Annotated in this window: 14 protein-coding genes; 3 read left to right on the top strand and 11 right to left on the bottom strand. The window is 69.8% G+C overall.

Annotated features, from left to right (window positions below):
• Positions 1–77 precede the first annotated feature (77 nt).
• Together ASF21_RS05065 and ASF21_RS05060 are read right to left on the bottom strand one after the other, a co-directional pair.
• Complete coding sequence (locus tag ASF21_RS05065) at positions 78–482, bottom strand: STAS/SEC14 domain-containing protein (RefSeq protein ID WP_055767615.1); 405 nt, start codon at positions 480–482, stop codon at positions 78–80.
• 115 nt (positions 483–597) lie between these two features.
• A complete protein-coding gene (locus tag ASF21_RS05060; RefSeq protein ID WP_055767612.1) occupies positions 598–1,041 on the bottom strand; it encodes a helicase associated domain-containing protein in 444 nt (147 codons plus the stop codon).
• A 146-nt stretch (positions 1,042–1,187) separates the two neighbouring features.
• Between ASF21_RS05060 and ASF21_RS05055 the strand changes: the two genes are divergently transcribed.
• Positions 1,188–1,802 (top strand): TetR/AcrR family transcriptional regulator, encoded by a 615-nt coding sequence (locus tag ASF21_RS05055; RefSeq protein WP_055767609.1) that lies wholly within the window; start codon positions 1,188–1,190, stop codon positions 1,800–1,802.
• A 309-nt stretch (positions 1,803–2,111) separates the two neighbouring features.
• Positions 2,112–2,774: a type IV toxin-antitoxin system AbiEi family antitoxin domain-containing protein gene (locus ASF21_RS05050; RefSeq protein ID WP_055767606.1), complete on the top strand. Its 663-nt coding sequence runs from the start codon at positions 2,112–2,114 to the stop codon at positions 2,772–2,774.
• Between the two features lie 235 nt (positions 2,775–3,009).
• On the opposite strand, the gene paaZ is transcribed toward ASF21_RS05050, so the two are convergent.
• Genes paaZ through ASF21_RS05030 form a run of 4 tightly spaced genes read right to left on the bottom strand, consistent with a single transcriptional unit; the run spans position 3,010 to position 7,986 of the window.
• On the bottom strand, positions 3,010–5,097 hold the full coding sequence (gene paaZ, locus ASF21_RS05045) for a phenylacetic acid degradation bifunctional protein PaaZ (RefSeq protein WP_055767603.1): 2,088 nt from the start codon (positions 5,095–5,097) through the stop codon (positions 3,010–3,012).
• On the bottom strand, positions 5,094–6,032 hold the full coding sequence (locus ASF21_RS05040; protein WP_082471237.1) for a 3-hydroxyacyl-CoA dehydrogenase family protein: 939 nt from the start codon (positions 6,030–6,032) through the stop codon (positions 5,094–5,096). The genes paaZ and ASF21_RS05040 overlap by 4 nt, the downstream gene beginning before the upstream one ends.
• Positions 6,032–6,778, bottom strand: a complete 747-nt coding sequence (locus tag ASF21_RS05035) for an enoyl-CoA hydratase/isomerase family protein (RefSeq protein ID WP_055767599.1) — start codon at positions 6,776–6,778, stop codon at positions 6,032–6,034. Before ASF21_RS05035 ends, ASF21_RS05040 begins: the two co-directional genes overlap by 1 nt.
• Complete coding sequence (locus ASF21_RS05030; protein ID WP_055767596.1) at positions 6,778–7,986, bottom strand: thiolase family protein; 1,209 nt, start codon at positions 7,984–7,986, stop codon at positions 6,778–6,780. Before ASF21_RS05030 ends, ASF21_RS05035 begins: the two co-directional genes overlap by 1 nt.
• A 186-nt stretch (positions 7,987–8,172) precedes the next feature.
• Here ASF21_RS05030 and ASF21_RS05025 point away from each other — a divergent pair, with 186 nt between their 5' ends.
• A complete protein-coding gene (locus ASF21_RS05025; protein WP_055767593.1) occupies positions 8,173–10,368 on the top strand; it encodes a S9 family peptidase in 2,196 nt (731 codons plus the stop codon).
• Here the strand turns inward: ASF21_RS05025 and ASF21_RS05020 are convergent.
• Genes ASF21_RS05020 through ASF21_RS05000 form a run of 5 tightly spaced genes read right to left on the bottom strand, consistent with a single transcriptional unit; the run spans position 10,299 to position 16,037 of the window.
• The gene (locus ASF21_RS05020) at positions 10,299–11,378 is read right to left on the bottom strand and encodes a LacI family DNA-binding transcriptional regulator (protein ID WP_055767590.1); all 1,080 of its coding nucleotides are present in this window, start codon (positions 11,376–11,378) and stop codon (positions 10,299–10,301) included. The two genes, ASF21_RS05025 and ASF21_RS05020, sit on opposite strands and share 70 nt — an antisense overlap.
• Positions 11,378–12,847 (bottom strand): GH1 family beta-glucosidase, encoded by a 1,470-nt coding sequence (locus tag ASF21_RS05015; protein WP_055767587.1) that lies wholly within the window; start codon positions 12,845–12,847, stop codon positions 11,378–11,380. The genes ASF21_RS05020 and ASF21_RS05015 overlap by 1 nt, the downstream gene beginning before the upstream one ends.
• Positions 12,844–13,743 (bottom strand): carbohydrate ABC transporter permease, encoded by a 900-nt coding sequence (locus tag ASF21_RS05010; protein WP_200914792.1) that lies wholly within the window; start codon positions 13,741–13,743, stop codon positions 12,844–12,846. The genes ASF21_RS05015 and ASF21_RS05010 overlap by 4 nt, the downstream gene beginning before the upstream one ends.
• A gap of 11 nt (positions 13,744–13,754) precedes the next feature.
• A complete protein-coding gene (locus tag ASF21_RS05005; RefSeq protein ID WP_055767580.1) occupies positions 13,755–14,741 on the bottom strand; it encodes a carbohydrate ABC transporter permease in 987 nt (328 codons plus the stop codon).
• 3 nt (positions 14,742–14,744) lie between these two features.
• A complete protein-coding gene (locus ASF21_RS05000) occupies positions 14,745–16,037 on the bottom strand; it encodes an ABC transporter substrate-binding protein (protein ID WP_055767577.1) in 1,293 nt (430 codons plus the stop codon).
• Positions 16,038–16,459: the final 422 nt, after the last annotated feature.

The raw sequence follows: 16,459 nt of genomic DNA, 5'->3' as shown, positions 1-16,459 counted from the left end.
TGCTACCTCGCTCGTCTGGACGTATGCGGCGTATTTACCGACCGTTCGTTCAGTATAGGGAGCAGGGCGTTGAGCAGTCAACGGAACGACGGGTCGCCGGACGGGATCTGCCGGTCAGCGAGACGTTCGTCCAGCCAGGCGAGCGCCAGGGAGACGGACGTGAAGTACCGGGTGGGATGCACCGCCCTGCACGCTCCTGCAGCCAGCACCTCGTCCATCGGCCCGTCGCCCAGCAGGGCGGCCGCGACCACGAGCGACTCCCCGTTGAAGGCCGCCCGCGCATCGGAGCGGACGTCGACCGTCGTCGTCATGTCGACCAGGATGGCGTAGGGCCCGCCGGAGGACATGATCCTGCTCGCGGCGAGCACCGAGAGCGCGTCGTCGTGATCGATGTGCGTCCCCGGACTCCAGGAGAGGCGCTGCAGGCCGGGCGCGATCAGGGAGACTGTCGCTCGGCCGCTCGCCGCCACCACACTGTCCATCGGCTTCCTCGCAGAATGCCGCCCTGGCGGCCCGGGGACGTCCGGGTCCGTTGCGGCGCTGCACGTGCGCCGAACCTATCACCCGTCAGGAGGCGGCGTAAGGGGAGGCTCGCGCTCAGACGGTGTGCGCGAGCCCGTCGACGGCCACCGCGTCGAGGATGGCGCGCAGTGCACGCAGTGGCTCCGTTTCGGCCGCTCGGCCGGAGAGCTGCACGTGGATCCAGTCCGCAAGGCGTTTCTCGCCCGCCGTCGCCGGCGCCACGAAGGACGGCAACCGGCCCTCCTCCTCGACGAATTCGGCCACACTGGCCACCCTGAGCCACGCCGTGCCGGTGCGGGGACTGCCGATCTCGTCCGCCGTGAGCAATCCCGCCTGCTGCAGGATCTCCCGGCGGGCGGGCCCCATCCGTCCGGCGCGCACCGACTTCCGCTGCTCGTCGAGCCACAGGGCCAGCCGGTGCTCCCCGGCAATGGCGGATCGGGTCGAGGGCTCGCGGCCTTCGGCGTCCATGAAGGCGGTCAGGGCGTGGAGACGGAGGTCCCAGGAGGTGGTCGGCACGGTGAGCGCCCTTTCACGGGTGGTGCGGTGGTATCGACAGTAAGGCTACTACTCTCTAGGCAAACTAAGGATTGTGTTCGATTGTGACGCCGTGGCCCGCCGTCCCGCCCGCTCTCCCGACCGAACGGTCGTGCAAAAATGACCCTATGACTGCTGCCGGAGCCGCTCCGCTCCCCACTGCCCGCCGGGGACGTCCCGGGTACGACCAGCAGTCGGTCCTCGCCGTCGCCGTCACGGCCTTCAACCGCCACGGCTACGAGGCGACCTCCATGGGCATGCTCGCCGAGGAACTCGGCATCAGCAAGTCGGCGATCTACCACCACGTGCCGTCGAAGGGCGACCTCCTCCGGCTCGCGCTCGACCACGCGCTCGGCGGGCTGGAGGCCGTGCTCGAGGACAGCCGCGCGGGCACCGGCGCCGCGGACGCCCGCCTGGAATTCGTGCTCCGTGGCACCATCGCCGTCCTGACGGAGCGCCTCCCCTTCGTCACGCTCCTGCTGCGGCTCCGCGGCAACACGGAGGTGGAGCGGGAAGCCCTCGACCGGCGCCGGAGATTCGACCGTGAGATCGCCGCGCTCGTCGACGCCGCCCGCCACGAGGGCTCCATCCGCGACGACATCGACCCGCGGACCACGACGCGCCTCATCTTCGGGACCATCAACTCGATCGTGGAGTGGTACCGACCCGGAGGACCGCTCACCGCGGACAAGCTGGCCGACGACATCATCCTCATGGTCTTCGACGGCCTGCACCGGCGCTGACCGGGCTGCTCCCCGGCGTCGGTGGGCCTCCCACCCACCAGCGTCCCTCCCCATCTATGCCGACTGCTCTATACCGACTGCGCCCCGCGGCGCCGATGCCCGTACCGAACCGCCCGCTCCTCCCACCGACCGTTGCCGGTCAGTGGGAATAGACGCTCCTTCCCACCGACGGAAGCCGGCGAATGGGCTGGCGCGTCACCGCAACGGGGCCATGGCGTCGTCCACAGAGGGACAACACGGCACCCTGGATCCCGACGGACCGTCACAGTGGTCCCATGACTGTCGTTCACCTGCTTTCCGCTGGGTGGGGTGGCCCGGCTGCCGGAGCTCGTGGCAGCCGGCACGGGGAGGGCCGCCATCGCGAAGGCGTGCGAGCGGGGTCAGGTCCTCCGGGTTGCCCGCGGCATCTATGCGCTTCCGGACCATGATCCCGTGGTCGTGGCCGCGCTCCAGCTGGGCACCGAACTCGCCTCCGTCAGTGCGGCGCAGCACCGCGGGCTCTGGATCCTCCGACGACCCGGGCTGATGCATGTCGCCACGGACCACGGGCGGCCGATCGACACTGCCGGCTTGCGCGTCCATCGGTCGGCACGCCCCGTGACGGACCTCGTCGTGTGCCTGCAGGTGATGCGGTGCCTGCCGGAACTCGATGCCCTGTCCATCGTCGAATCAGCAGTCGTCCGGGGTTCCGTCACGCTCGATGACCTGCGGGAGCACGTCGTCGGGCACAGGTCCGGCACCCTGCGCCGGATCGTGGCGCTGATCGATCCGCAGGCCGAGGCGATCCTCGAGACGGTTGCGAGGTATCGCCTGCTCGAGGCCGGGTTCCACGTCGCATCGCAGGTGCAGGTGTCCGCGTCGGTCGTCTCGACCTCGTTGTCGATGGAGTCCTGGGGATCGAGGCCGACGGGCGCGAGTACCACAGTGACCGGCCTGCCTTCGAGGAGGACCGTCGCCGGGGGAATCTGCTGACTGCACGGGGCATGCCCGTGCCGCGCGTCACCTGGCCCCTGCTGCAGAACGATCCGGACACCTTCCTCCGGCTCGTCAGGGCGACGCTTGAGGTGCACTCTGCCCGATGACCGCGTCCGGTCGGTGGGCAGAGGCGCCTCCTCCCACTGACCGGCGTCGGTCAATGGGAGGAACGCCGACCGACGAGCTCGGAATGGGCGGAACGGCACCCCGGAACCGGGACCAGCAACTCCGGCTACTTCTGCACGAGGGTCAGGACGTCGTAGGTCGCCACGATCTCGTCGTCCTGGTTGTGCAGGACGGCGTCCCAGGCCACCTCGCCGTACTCGTCGGTCTCCCGCGGGGTGATGCGCTTGGCCGTCAGCGTGACCCGGATGGAATCACCTGCGGCGACCGGCGTGATGAAGCGCAGGTTCTCCAGGCCGTAGTTGGCGAGGACGGGCCCGGGCTCGGGATCGACGAACAGGCCGGCGCCCCAGGAGAGCAGCAGGTAGCCGTGCGCCACGATGCCGGGGAAGAACGGGTTGGCGGCCGCGGCCTCCTCGTTGGTGTGCGCGTAGAACGTGTCGCCCGTCGTCTCCGCGAACGCGGTGATGTCCGCCAGCGTCACCTGCCGCAGTTCGGACCGGACGCTGTCGCCGATCCGCAGCGTCGCGAGGTCCTTGCGGAACGGGTGGACGTCGTCGAAGCGGCGGTCAGCTCCGGTGTGCCACTCGCCCGTGATGCTCGTGAGCATGTTCGGGGAGCCCTGGACCGCGGTGCGCTGCATGTGGTGCAGCACCGAGCGCATCCCGCCGAGCTCCTCGCCGCCGCCGGCCCGGCCGGGTCCACCGTGCACCAGGTGCGGAACGGGCGAGCCGTGCCCGGTCGAGGAGCGGGCGTCCTCGCGGTTCAGGATGAGCACGCGGCCGTGGTGCGCCGCGATGCCGAGGACCAGCTCCTGCGCCACAGCGGGGTCGTTGGTGCAGACCGTGGCGACGAGCGAGCCGGATCCGAGGGCCGCGAGGCGGACGGCGTGCTGGACGTCGTCGTACCCGATCACCGACGCGACGGGGCCGAAGGCCTCGACCGAGTGGAGGGCCCCGGCTTCGACGTCCTGCCAGGTGAGCAGCACCGGTTCCATGAACGCCCCGCCCGGCGCCTTGCCGGAGGTGTTGTCGGCGAGCACGACGTCGGGCGCGTCCAGCGACCCGAACGCCAGGGACGCGCCGCCCGCGATCAGTTCGCGCACGGATTCCTGCACCCCCTCGAGCTGGGCGAGGGAGGCGAGTGCACCCATCGTGACGCCCTCGGCGCGTGGGTCCCCGAGGGTCACACGCTCCCGGATCCGATCGCCGGCAGCCCGGACGACGTCCTCGACCAGCGCGTCCGGCACGATGGACCGCCGGATGCTCGTGCACTTCTGGCCGGCCTTGACCGTGATCTCCGTGACGAGCGACTTCACGAAGGCGTCGAACTCGGGGGTGCCGGGGACGGCGTCGGGTCCGAGGATGGCCGCATTGAGGGAGTCCGTCTCGCACGTGAAGCGGACGCCGCCGCGCGCGATGGATGCGTGCGACTTGAGGTGATTGGCCGTCGAGGCCGAACCGGTGAAGGAGACGAGGTCGCGGTAGTCGAGGTGGTCGAGGATGTCGCGGGCGGGACCGGAGATCAGCTGCAGCGCGCCCGTCGGCAGGATCGCCGAGCCGATGATGAGCTTCACGACGGCGGCGGTCAGGAACCCGGTGGGCGTGGCGGGCTTCACGATGGTCGGGACGCCGGCGAGGAACGCGGGGGCGAGCTTCTCGAGCATGCCCCACACCGGGAAGTTGAAGGCGTTGATCTGCACGGCGACGCCCGGGATCCGCGTGTGGATGTGCGTCCCGAGGAAGGAGCCGTCCTTCGAGAGCACCTCGGGCGGGCCGTCGACGATCACGTGCGAGTTCGGCAGCTCGCGGCGGCCCTTCGAGCCGAACGTGAAGAGCACGCCGATGCCGCCGTCGATGTCCACCATCGAGTCGATCCTCGTGGCGCCGGTCTTCGCGGACAGCTCGTACAGCGGTTCGCGGTGGGCATTGAGGTACTGGGCGAGCTCCTTGAGCTTCAGTGCGCGCTCGTGGAAGGTGAGGCGACCGAGTTCGGCCTGCCCCGTGGCCCGCGCGAACCCGATCGCCGCGGCGGTGTCGATCCCGGCCGTGCTGACGACGGCGAGCTCCTCGCCCGTGCTGGCGTCGCGCACCACGGTGCCGTCGTCGTCCGCGGCGGTGCGGTCGGGCGTCCACCAGGCATCCTCGATGAAGCTGGGGACGACGTCGATCTGTACTCGTTCCGGGGCGGTGGTCATGGCCGCTCACCTTTCGCTGGTTGTGCCGAGGGAGGAGGGGAGTCGGAGGACGACGGCGCATCCTCCCAGTCGAAGAAGCCGCGGCCGCTCTTGCGTCCGAGGTGCCCCGCGGCGACCTTGTCGCGCAGGATGGCCGGCGGGGTGAAACGGGGGCCGAGTGTGGACTCGAGGTATTCGGCGATGCCGAGGCGGACGTCGAGGCCCACGAGGTCCGTGGTGCGCAGCGGCCCGATCGGATGCCGGTACCCGAGGACCATCGCGGCGTCGATGTCCTCCGCCGACGCGACGCCCTCCTCGAGCATGCGCATGGCCTCCAGGGCGATCGCGACGCCGAGACGCGAACTGGCGAAACCGGGGGTGTCCCGCACGACGACGGGCACCTTGCCGAGCGCGGTCACCCAGGTCCGCGTGGCGGCCTCGAGCTCCGGGGAGGTCTGGCTGCCCACGACCACCTCGATCAGCGCGGAGGCGGGGACGGGGTTGAAGAAGTGGAGGCCGCAGAACCGCTCCGGCCGCCGCAGGGCGCCGGCCAGCGCATCGACCGAGAGCGACGACGTGTTGGTGGCGAGCCAGGCGCCGCCGTCGAGCACGTCCTCGACGGCCCGCAGTGCGTGCCGCTTGAGGTCCAGGTCCTCGGGAACCGCCTCGACGACGAGCCCGCAGTCCGTGAAGGCGGCGTAGTCCGTGGAGACCGAAACGCGGGCGGACAGGGTTCCGAGGTCCTCCGGGGTCGTCCCGCGGTCGACGCTGCGCCCGAGGGCCTGTGTCACGCGGTCGAGCCCGGCCGCGGCTGCGGCGTCGTCACGCTCGACGACGACGACGCGCGCGCCCGCGAGGCAGAAGGCGTGCGCGATCCCCGCGCCCATGCGGCCGCCGCCGAGCACGCCGACCCAGGTGGGGACACCGGCGACCGAGCGGACGTCGAGCGAGGTCATCAGGAACCCTTCTTCCGGTCGAGGAACTGCTGCATGCGCTCGAACTTGGCCTCGGATTCGAAGAGGATGGCCTGCGCCAAGTGATCGATCACGGGATGCGACTCCCGGGGGGCGTGGAAGACGCTCTTGGTGATCCGGACGGCGAGGGGATCCTGGCGGGCGATCCGGTCCGCGAGTCCGTGGGCTGCTGGCAGGAGTTCGTCCGGCTCGTGGATCGAGGAGATGAGGCGTGCGTCGAGGGCCTCCTCCGCGGAGAGGATGCGCCCTGCGAGGAGGATCTCCTTCGCGAGCGGCTCCCCCACGAGCTCCTTCAGGCGCCAGGTGGCTCCGGCTGCGGGCAGGATGCCGAGGCCCGTCTCGGGGTTCCCGATCTTCAGGCGCGGTGTGCCGATGCGGAGATCGGCGGCGAAGGCCAGTTCCGCACCGCCGCCGAGCGCATAGCCGTCGAGGGCGGCGATGACGGGCATCGGCAGGGCCGCGATGCGGGCGAACAGGGTCGAGTTGATGCCGGCGAGAGCGTCGTCGCGCCGCCGTTCCCTCAGCTCGGCGATGTCGGCGCCCGAGGCGAACACGCCGCCGGACCCGATCAGGATCAGCGTGCGCGGAGCGCGCTCGAGGTCCGCGCAGACGGCATGCAGCTCATCGACCATCTGCCGGTCGATGGCGTTGCGGACCTCGGGCCGGTGGAGTTCGACGACCAGGGCGTTCGAGCCCTCGTCTTCGGTGAGCTGCAGCGCGGCGGGCATCAGACGCCCTCGAGCAGCATCGCGGTGCCCTGGCCGACGCCCACGCACATGGTTGCGAGCCCGAGCCGGCGCGCCTCCCCGCCGAGTTCCCGCTCCATGCGCCCCAGCAGGGTGATCGCGATGCGGGAGCCCGAGGAGCCGAGCGGGTGGCCGAGGGCGATCGCCCCGCCGTCCCGGTTCACGATCTCCTCGTCGAGGCCGAGGCGGCGGATGCATGCGAGGGACTGCGTGGCGAAGGCCTCGTTGAGTTCGACGGCGCCGAGATCGGCGATGCCCGCTCCGGTCCGGTCCAGGACCTTCTGCGTGGCGGGGACGGGGCCGATCCCCATGATCTCCGGGGGCACACCGGCGGAGGCGCCGTCGAGGATCCGGGCCCGCGGCGTCAGCCCGTAGCGCTGCAGGGCCGCCTCCGAGGCGACGATCACGGCGGACGCGCCGTCGTTCAGCGAGCTGGAATTCCCGGCCGTGATGATCCCGCCCGGCCGGACGACGGGGCGGAGCTTCCCGAGGACCTCCAGGGTCGTCTCGGCGCGCGGTCCCTCGTCGGTGTCCACGGCGAAGGACGTGCGGCCCCGGTTGACCTGCACGGACACGATCTCGTCGTCGAAGCGCCCCGCCTCCATCGCGGCCAGCGCCCGCTCGTGGGACCGGAGCGCGAAGGCGTCGGCGTCGTCGCGCGTGATGCCGTCCAGCGAGGCGAGCTCCTCGGCCGTCTCGGGCATCGAATAGGTGGTCTTCTCCCGTGCGGCGAGCAGCGGATTGGTGAAGCGCCAGCCGATGGAGGTGTCGACGACGGCGCCCGGCTTGGCGAAAGCCTTGTCCGGCTTCTCCATGACCCAGGGCGCGCGGCTCATGGACTCGACGCCGCCCGCGATCACGATGTCCGCGGCACCCGCCTTGATCATGTGGGAGGCCATGATGATGGCGGAGAGGCCGGATGCGCACAGGCGGTTGACGGTGATGCCGGGGACGGTGTCCGGGAACCCTGCGAGCAGGGACGCGAGGCGCGCGACGTTGCGGTTCTCCTCGCCGGCGCCGTTCGCGTTGCCGAGGATCACCTCGTCGACGGCGGCCGGATCGAGGCCGGCACGCTGGACCACCGAGGAGAGGACGAGCGCCGCGAGATCGTCGGGGCGGACGCTGGACAGTGCCCCGCCGTAACGGCCCACAGGGGTGCGGACTCCCCCTACCAGGAATGCCTCGGCCATGGTCGTCTCCCTCGTCGTCACAGGTCCGGCCCCGTCGCTCGGAACTAATTACTGAACGCTCGTTCTGTAAAGGCCTGCTCCACCCTTACATGCCCGCCCTGCACGGTCAACCGGCGGCAACCCGAGCCGGGAGACCCGGCCCGGCGGGTCGACCCCCGCCGTGCGGGCAGTGGCAAGATGGGAGCCATGACCGCTGACGCCACCGCGCTTGAAGTCCCCGTCCCGCCCGCCGCCAGGAAGGTCCCCTCCGACCGCACGCACCACGGCGACACCTTCGTCGACCACTACGAGTGGATGCGCGACAAGGAGAGCCCGGAGCTGATCGAGTACCTCGAGCGCGAGAACGCCTACACCGAAGCCGTCGCCCGGCACCAGGAGCCGCTGCGCGAGGCCATCTTCGCGGAGATCAAGGACCGCACCCAGGAGACCGATCTGTCGGTGCCCGCCCGCAAGAAGGGCTGGTGGTACTACTCGCGCACAGAGGAGGGCAAGCAGTACGGCATCCAGTGCCGCGTCGCCGCGGCGGACACGGGTGATGTGGGCCGTGACTGGACGCCGCCGGAGGTGGTGCCAGGGCGCCCCGTGCCCGGAGAGCAGATCATGCTCGACGGGAACGAGCTCGCCGAGGGCAAGCCCTTCTTCTCCCTCGGCGGCCTGTCCGTGACCGAGGACGGGACGCTGCTCGCGTACTGCGAGGACAACGCCGGCGACGAGCGCTTCACGCTCCGCATCAAGGACCTGACGACCGGCGAGCTCCTCCCCGACGAGGTGCCGAACGTCTTCTACGGCCTCGCCTTCTCCCCCGACGGATCCCGCGTCTACTACACCGTCGTCGATGACTCGTGGCGCCCGAACCAGGTGCGCTCGCACACCCTCGGCACCCCGGTGACGGATGACGACGTCGTCTACCAGGAGGACGACGTCGCCATGTGGACGGGCTTCGAGGTCTCGGCGGACCGGACGCAGCTCCTCATCAGCATCGGCTGCTCCGAGTACAGCGAGTACCGTGTCCTGGACCTCGCCCGGCCCGACACCGGCCTCACCACGCTGATCTCCCGCGACGAGCGGATCCTGTACGACGCCGAGCCCGTCGTCGTCGACGGCACCGCGCACTACCTGCTCACCCACGACCGCGACGCGAAGAACTCGATGGTCAGCCTCGTCCGGGCCACCGAGTTCGCCCGTCCGCTCGCGGACCAGGAGTGGACGACGGTCCTCCCGCACGACGACGCCGTCCGCGTGAACGGGTTGACCGTCACGCAGACCCACCTCGTCCTCTCGGTCCGCAAGGACACCATCGAGCGCGTCCAGGTCCTGCCGCTGGCAGGTCTCGGGTCGAGCGACCAGGAGCTGCCGACGGAACCCGACTTCGACGAGGAGCTGTTCACCTGCAACCTCGCGAACGCCGAGTTCGAATCCCCCGTCATCCGGCTCTCCTACACGTCCTACCTCACTCCGCCACGCGTCTACGACTACGTCCTCGCGGCCGGTTCACTGGAGTTGCGCAAGGAGACCGAGGTCCGTGGCGGGTACGACGCGGCGGAGTACGTCGCCGAGCGGCAGTGGGCTCCGGCCGCGGACGGCACCCTGATCCCGCTGTCGGTGGTCCGCCGCGCCGACCTCGCGCAGGACGGCACGCATCCCGCCGTCGTCTATGCCTACGGCAGCTACGAGGTCAGCATGGACCCCGCCTTCTCGATCGCGCGGCTCTCGCTCCTCGACCGCGGCATCGTCTACGTGACCGCGCACATCCGTGGGGGCGGCGAGATGGGCCGGACCTGGTACGAGCAGGGCAAGAAGCTCGCGAAGAAGAACACGTTCACGGACTTCGTCGATGCCACCACCTACATCGGCTCCTCGGGCTGGGTGGACCCTGCGCGCATCGCCGCGATCGGTGGTTCGGCGGGCGGACTGCTCATGGGTGCCGTCGCGAATCTGGCGCCCGAGAAGTACCGGGCGATCGTGGCGCAGGTCCCGTTCGTCGACGCCCTGACCACCATCCTCGACCCGGAGCTCCCGCTCTCCGCGCTCGAGTGGGAGGAGTGGGGCAACCCGATCACGGACCCCGAGGTGTACCGGTACATGAAGGAGTACACGCCCTACGAGAACGTCCGGCCCGTGGCCTACCCGCGGATCGCGGCCGTCACGAGCTACAACGACACCCGGGTCCTGTACGTCGAGCCGGCCAAGTGGGTGGCGCAGCTCAGGGAGACGACGACGGGCACGGAGCCGATCGTCCTGAAGACCGAGATGGACGGTGGCCACGGCGGCGCCAGCGGACGCTACTCCCGCTGGCGCGACATCGCGTGGGACTACGCCTTCGCCGCCGAGGCCGTCGGCGCCACGGATGTGCTGGCGCGTTCCACGAGCTCCGTGGAGTAGATGACGGGCTCCGGGTGCGAGCCCGGAGCCTCGATCTCCTCGAGGAGCATGGTGCCCGCCTTCACGGCCATCTCGACCATGGGCTGCGTGATGGTCGTGAGGGGCGTGGCGGCCGTCTCCGCCACGGCGTGGTTGTCGTAGCCCATGAGGGCGATGTCCCCCGGCACGCTCCTGCCCGCCGCCTGGATGGCCTCCATGACGCCGAGCGCCATGAGGTCGGACGCGGCGAAGATGCCGTCGATGTCCGGGTGCTCGGCCAGCAGCCGCCGGGCGGCAGCGGCGGCCCCGTCGGTCGTGAAGTCGGCGTGGACCACCGGACCCTCGGGCAGGCCCGCCTCGCGGAGGCCCGCCTGCCAGCCGCGGAGGCGGTCGACGGCGGCCGTCATGTCCGCGGGTCCGGCGACGGTCGCGAGCCGGCGGCGACCGATACCGCTCAGGTGCCGCGCGGCGATGCGCCCGCCGCCCTCGTTGTCGGTGTCCACATACGTGACGTCGAACGCCGTGTCCCAGGGGCGGCCGATGAAGATGGTGGGCAGGCCGGTCTCGGAGAGCGATCTCGCCCAGGAATCGGCCTTGTGGTGGGAGACGACGATCGCGCCGTCCACGTGGCCTCCGCGCAGGTAGCGCAGGGTGCGCGCGGAGTCGTCGTCGGTCCTCGACATCAGCAGCACGAGCTGGACGTCGGTCTCGCGGAGCGCCTCCGTGATCCCGGTGATGACGACGGCGAAGAAGGGGTCCATCATGACCCGGACGTCGGGTTCGGGGATGACCAGCGCGATCGAGGAGGTGCGCCGCGTCACCAGGCTGCGGGCAGCCCTGTTCGGGATGTAGCCGAGGGACACCACGGCGCGGTCCACGGCTGCCTGTGCCTCGGGGCTGACGCGGTCCCCTCCGTTGATCGCGCGCGAGGCCGTGGAGCGCGACACCCCGGCGGCCAGGGCCAGGTCCTCGAGCGTGGGGCTCGGGCGGCCTGGCACCTGGCGCAGTGACCGGGGCGGGGAGGCGTTCATCACCTCGACAATACGACACCCGGCTTTCCCGCGTCCGCGGCCGAGGCGTCGGCGCTCAGCGCGTTGGTCGCGGCGAGGCGCGCGTACCAGAGGGCACTGGCCTTCGGGATACGCTCCTGCGTCGCGTAGTCCACCCGGACCAGCCCGAAGCGCTGGTGGTAGCCCCACGCCCATTCGAAGTTGTCCAGGAGGGACCAGGCCAGGTAGCCCCGGAGGTCCACCCCGTCATCGATCGCGTCCTTCATGGCCCGGACGTGCTGGTCGAAGAAGGAGAGGCGGTCCTGGTCGTCCACGAAGCCACCCTCGTCCGGGACGTCGTCGTAGGCCGCCCCGTTCTCGGTGACGTACACGGGGATCCCCGCGGGCCCCGTGTACTCGTCCTGCAGGCGGTTGAGCAGCCGGCGGAGTCCCTCCGGCTGCACCTCCCAGTCCATCGCGGTGACAGGCAGGCCGCGCGGCACCGAACGCACGCCGTATGCCGCGACGTAGGGCGAGGAGATCGGGCGTTCGAGCGGCGCATGGCCCTCCTGGGGGAGGGACTCCCCGGCCGGTGTCATGGTGACGGCCTCGCCGTGGTAGTAGTTCACCCCGAGGACGTCGATCGGCGTGCCGATGATCTCCAGGTCGCCCTCACGGATGTGCTCCGTCATCCCGAGGTGCGCGACGTCCGCGAGGACGTCCTCTGGATAGGCGCCCCGGAGGACCGGATCGAGGAAGATGCGGTTGAACTGCCCGTCGATCCGGCGGGCCGCATCGCGGTCCGCCTCGCTCTCGGGATCGAGCGGGTCGGGGACGGTGAGGTTCAGCGTGATGCCGAGGGTCGCCTCGGCGTCACGCCGGCGCAGCTCCTGCGTGGCGAGTCCGTGCCCGAGCAGGAGGTGGTGCGCGGCGGCGAGCGCCGCCGTCGGCTCCTGGCGGCCGGGGGCGTGGATGCCCGCGGCGTAGCCGAGGAAAGCCGCGCACCACGGCTCGTTGAGCGTGGTCCACACGCGGACGCGGTCCCCGAGCGCCTCGTGCATGACCGCCGCGTACTCGGCGAACCGGTAGGCCGTCTCGCGGTTGGTCCAGCCGCCCTCGTCCTCGAGGGCCTGCGGAAGGTCCCAGTGGTAGAGGGTGAGCCACGGCTTGATGCCCGCTTCGAGGAGCTGGTCCACGAGTGCCGAGTAGAACGCGATACCCTCCGCGTTCGGGGTGACGCCGTCGGGCATGCAGCGCGACCACGACGTCGAGAAACGGTACGCCTGCAGGTTGAGGCTCTTCATGAGGGTGACGTCCGAGGCGGACCGGTGGTAGTGGTCGCACGCGACGTCGCCGTTGTGTGCATCCGCCACCGCCCCCGGCACCCGGCTGAAGGTGTCCCAGATGGACGGTCCCCTGCCGCCCTCCCGGGCTGCGCCCTCGATCTGGTAGGCCGCGGTGGCCGCACCCCAGAGGAAACCCTCGGGGAAGGTGATGTCGGTGCTGCTCATCCTTTGACTGCTCCTTGCATGATTCCTGAAACGAGTTGGCGTCCCGCGACGGCGAAGAGGAGCAGCAGCGGGATGGTGGACAGCACGGCCCCGGCGAGCACGATCGAGTAGTCGACGAAGTGCGCGGCCTGGAGCAGCTGCAGGGCCACCGGGAGGGTGGGGTTGGAGGGATCCAGCACGATGAACGGCCAGAAGAAGTTGGTCCACGTCGCGACGAAGGTGAAGAGTGCGAGCATCGCGGCCGCGGGCCGTGCTGCCGGCAGCCCAACGTACCAGAACGCCTGGATCATCGACGCGCCGTCGATCCGCACGGCCTCGATGAGTTCGTCGGGCAGGGCGTCGCGCAGGTACTGCGTCATCCAGAAGACGCCGAAAGCCGTGACGACGCCCGGCACGATCACGGCCCAGAGGGAGCCGGTCCACCCGAGTTTCGCCATCACGATGAACAGCGGGACCACGCCGAGCTGTGTCGGCACCGCCATGGTGGCGATGACGAACACGAGCAGCACCTTGCTGCCGCGGAAACGGAGTTTGGCGAACGCGAACCCGGCAAGCGTGGAGAACAGCACCACCGAGGCGGCCGTGACGGTCGAGACGATGATGCTGTTGCTCAGGGCCTTCCAGAACGGGATGCTGTCCAGCACGGTGGCGGCATTGGCGAGGAAGTTGCCGCCCGGAGTCAACGGGACGCCCTTGCTGATCACCGAGCTGTCGTGGCTGCCCACGAGGAAGGACCACCAGAGCGGGAACACGGATCCGAGGATCACCGCGCCGAGAAAGCCGTAGGTCAGGACGCCGGGGCGTCGCATGGTCCCGCCGGCCCCTCCGCGGCGCCGGGCGCCCAGGCCACGCCGGGCGGCCCGGGCAGCGCCCTTGCCCGCGGTCTGCTCGATCATGGGGACGGAGCTCACTGTCGGCCTCCCTGGTTGGCGATGCGGCGAGTGATGAGGAAGTTCGCCATCGCGATGATGACGATGATCAGGAACAGCAGCCAGGCGACGGCGGATGCCCTGCCGAAGTTGCGCTGGCCCCAGCCGAGCTCCCAGATGTACATGGTGAGCGTCTGCCACTGGCGGTCCGCCCCGCCGAGGCCGGCCTGGTCGAACACCCGGGCCTCGTCGAAGATCTGGAGTCCACCGATGGTGGCGGTGATGACCACGAAGATGATGGTGGGGCGAAGCATCGGCACGGTGACCGAGAAGAACTGGCGGAGCCGGCCCGCACCGTCGATGGTCGCGGCCTCGTAGACGTCCCTCGGGATGGCCTGCATGGCCGCGAGGAAGATCAGGGCGTTGTAGCCCGTCCAGCGGAAGTTGACCATGGTGGCGATGGCCGCATGGCTCGCCAGCGAGTCGGAGTGCCAACGGACCGGGTCCAGGCCCACCCCCACCAACATCTCGTTGACCAGGCCTGCCTGGTCGGCGAAGAGGTTGTTGAAGATCAGCCCCACGGCCACAGGGGCCACCACGAAGGGAACCAGGACGCCCATCCGCCAGAACGTCCGGGCCCTGAGGTTCGCATCCAGCACCGCGGCGATGGCGATGGCGATGACGACCTGCGGGACCGACGAGAGGAGGAAGATGCTGAACGTATTGCCTACCGCGTTCCAGAAGAACGGCTGCGCGAGCACGAACTCGTAGTTCTCCAGCCCGGTGAACTCGCCCTGGCCTCCGATGAGGTTCCAGGAGTGCAGCGAGACCCATGCCGTGTAGAGCAGCGGGAAGAGCCCCGTGACGGCGAAGAGCAGGAAGAACGGTGAGATGTAGAGATACGGGGACAGCTTGACGTCCCACTTCGATACCTTCTGGGAGAAGGCCAGCCGCTTCACGCTCTTGTCGCGTGGAGCCCGCTGTCTCGTAGGGGGTGGGGTGTGGACCCGGTCCGTGACGGCCATCGGCTACAGAGCGCCCACAGCGGTGACGAACTTCTCCCAGGAGGAGTCGGGATCGTCGGTCTCGTCGACGTCCACGCGGGTCAGGGCCTGCTGCATCGCGTCGTTGATGGCGAAGTACTTCGGGCCCTTGAACGGCGTGACCTCGACGGCGGTGGCGCGGTTCGCGAGGATCTCGCCGGTCGGCGCGTCGTTGAAGAAGGCGTTGGTCTGGCCCAGCAGCGCGTCACTCTCGAGCGCCTCGACCTGGCTGGGAAACGTCCCCTTCGACTCGAAGGCCTTGACCTGCTGCTCGGGAGCCGTGAGCCACTCGGCGAGCTTCTTCGCCTCGGCCTGGTTGGCACCCTGCGTCGGGATAGTCAGGTACGAGCCGCCCCAGTTGCCGCCGCCACCGGGGAAGACATCAGCGATGTCCCAGCCCTCGACGCCTTCGGCGTTGCCCTCGATGACACCGAGCATCCAGCCCGGGCAGAGCTTGGTGGCGAAGGCGTCGGACTGGAAGCTCGCCACCCAGTCGTCCTCCCACTGCGTGAGGTGGGCCGAGAGTCCGTCGGTGACGGAGGCCTGGAGGACCTGCTCGTAGATGTCCTTGACCTCGGAGTTGTCGGTCGCGATGACCGCGCCCTCGTTGTCCTCGTAGGCGTTCTGGACCTGGTTGATCATGCCCTGGTAGGTGGCTCCGGCGGAGTCGAACCAGGCGACGCCGTCACTTGCGGCGACGAATTCCTTCCCGGCGTCGAAGTAGTCCTGCCAGGAGCCGTCGAGCATGTCCGCGACGGACTCGCGGTCGCTCGGCAGGCCGGCCTTCTCGAAGAGGTCCGCGCGGTAGCACACGCCCTGGGGGCCGGCGTCGGTGCCGTAGCCGATGAGCTGGCCGTCCTCGGTGGTCGCGGCCGCCGTCTTCCAGTCCAGCCAGCGGCCCTCGACAGCGGGATCGCTGAGGTCGGCGAACTGGTCGGGGTATTCGAGCAGTTCGGGCAGCCAGTCGACCTCGATGCCCTCGATGTCGGACAGGCCCGAGCCGGCGGCGAGCCTCGTGGTGAGGTTGTCGCGGGCCTCGTTGGAGGTCGCGGCCTTCTTGTGCTCGATCGTGACGTTCGGGTTGAGTTCCTCGTACTCGGTGAAGAGCTCCTCGTAGCCGAACTCGTTGAAGGTGCCGACCGAGAGGGTGACGTCCTCGGTGCCGGTCTCGCCGTCGGTTCCTGCGTTCTCGGCTCCGCCGGATCCGCAGGCGGTGAGGGCCAGGGCGAGGCATGCCGCCGCGGCGGAAAGTGCTGTGATGCGTGCTCTGCTGTGCACGGGTGACTCCTTTGTCAGCTTCGACACCTGCGGGCGCAGGGCTGTCGAGGGGTTTGTTGTGGGTTGGCTTTCCTGGCGGCCGGACGGGTTCTCTCACCGCGATGGATGACGAACCGGGACCAGGACGGGGGTGGCGGCGACGAGAACCGGGAGCACCCGGAACCCGCCGCCGGAGCGAGTGGATTCGGCAGCCCGAGACGTCGGTTCCCGCCACGCTGATCAGGAGCGGTGGGAGCGCTCTCACGCTGTCCGATCATCCTGACTGTGACGTATGGCACTGTCAAGTGGGAGCGCTTCCACGGTGTTCGGAAGACTTCGAGAGCGCAGCATCGTCGCAGGTCAGGGGCGGGACATGATGGTCTTCGTGATGGGATCGTTACCGGAAGGACGCAATCGGGAACCCGAGGACTCCCCCGGGGAAG

The organism is Arthrobacter sp. Leaf234 (assembly GCF_001422665.1).
In the GTDB taxonomy this organism is placed as follows: Bacteria; Actinomycetota; Actinomycetes; order Actinomycetales; family Micrococcaceae; genus Arthrobacter_D.
This window is presented reverse-complemented; position numbering and strand designations above follow the sequence as displayed.

Excerpts from the sequence above, each read along its gene's own strand:
- ASF21_RS05065 (WP_055767615.1), bottom strand. The coding sequence starts at position 482 with ATGGACAGTGTGGTGGCGGCGAGCGGCCGAGCGACAGTCTCCCTGATC.
- ASF21_RS05055 (WP_055767609.1), top strand. The coding sequence starts at position 1,188 with ATGACTGCTGCCGGAGCCGCTCCGCTCCCCACTGCCCGCCGGGGACGT.
- paaZ (WP_055767603.1), bottom strand. The coding sequence starts at position 5,097 with ATGACCACCGCCCCGGAACGAGTACAGATCGACGTCGTCCCCAGCTTC.
- ASF21_RS05040 (WP_082471237.1), bottom strand. The coding sequence starts at position 6,032 with ATGACCTCGCTCGACGTCCGCTCGGTCGCCGGTGTCCCCACCTGGGTC.
- ASF21_RS05035 (WP_055767599.1), bottom strand. The coding sequence starts at position 6,778 with ATGCCCGCCGCGCTGCAGCTCACCGAAGACGAGGGCTCGAACGCCCTG.
- ASF21_RS05030 (WP_055767596.1), bottom strand. The coding sequence starts at position 7,986 with ATGGCCGAGGCATTCCTGGTAGGGGGAGTCCGCACCCCTGTGGGCCGT.
- ASF21_RS05025 (WP_055767593.1), top strand. The coding sequence starts at position 8,173 with ATGACCGCTGACGCCACCGCGCTTGAAGTCCCCGTCCCGCCCGCCGCC.
- ASF21_RS05020 (WP_055767590.1), bottom strand. The coding sequence starts at position 11,378 with ATGAACGCCTCCCCGCCCCGGTCACTGCGCCAGGTGCCAGGCCGCCCG.
- ASF21_RS05015 (WP_055767587.1), bottom strand. The coding sequence starts at position 12,847 with ATGAGCAGCACCGACATCACCTTCCCCGAGGGTTTCCTCTGGGGTGCG.
- ASF21_RS05010 (WP_200914792.1), bottom strand. The coding sequence starts at position 13,743 with ATGATCGAGCAGACCGCGGGCAAGGGCGCTGCCCGGGCCGCCCGGCGT.
- ASF21_RS05005 (WP_055767580.1), bottom strand. The coding sequence starts at position 14,741 with ATGGCCGTCACGGACCGGGTCCACACCCCACCCCCTACGAGACAGCGG.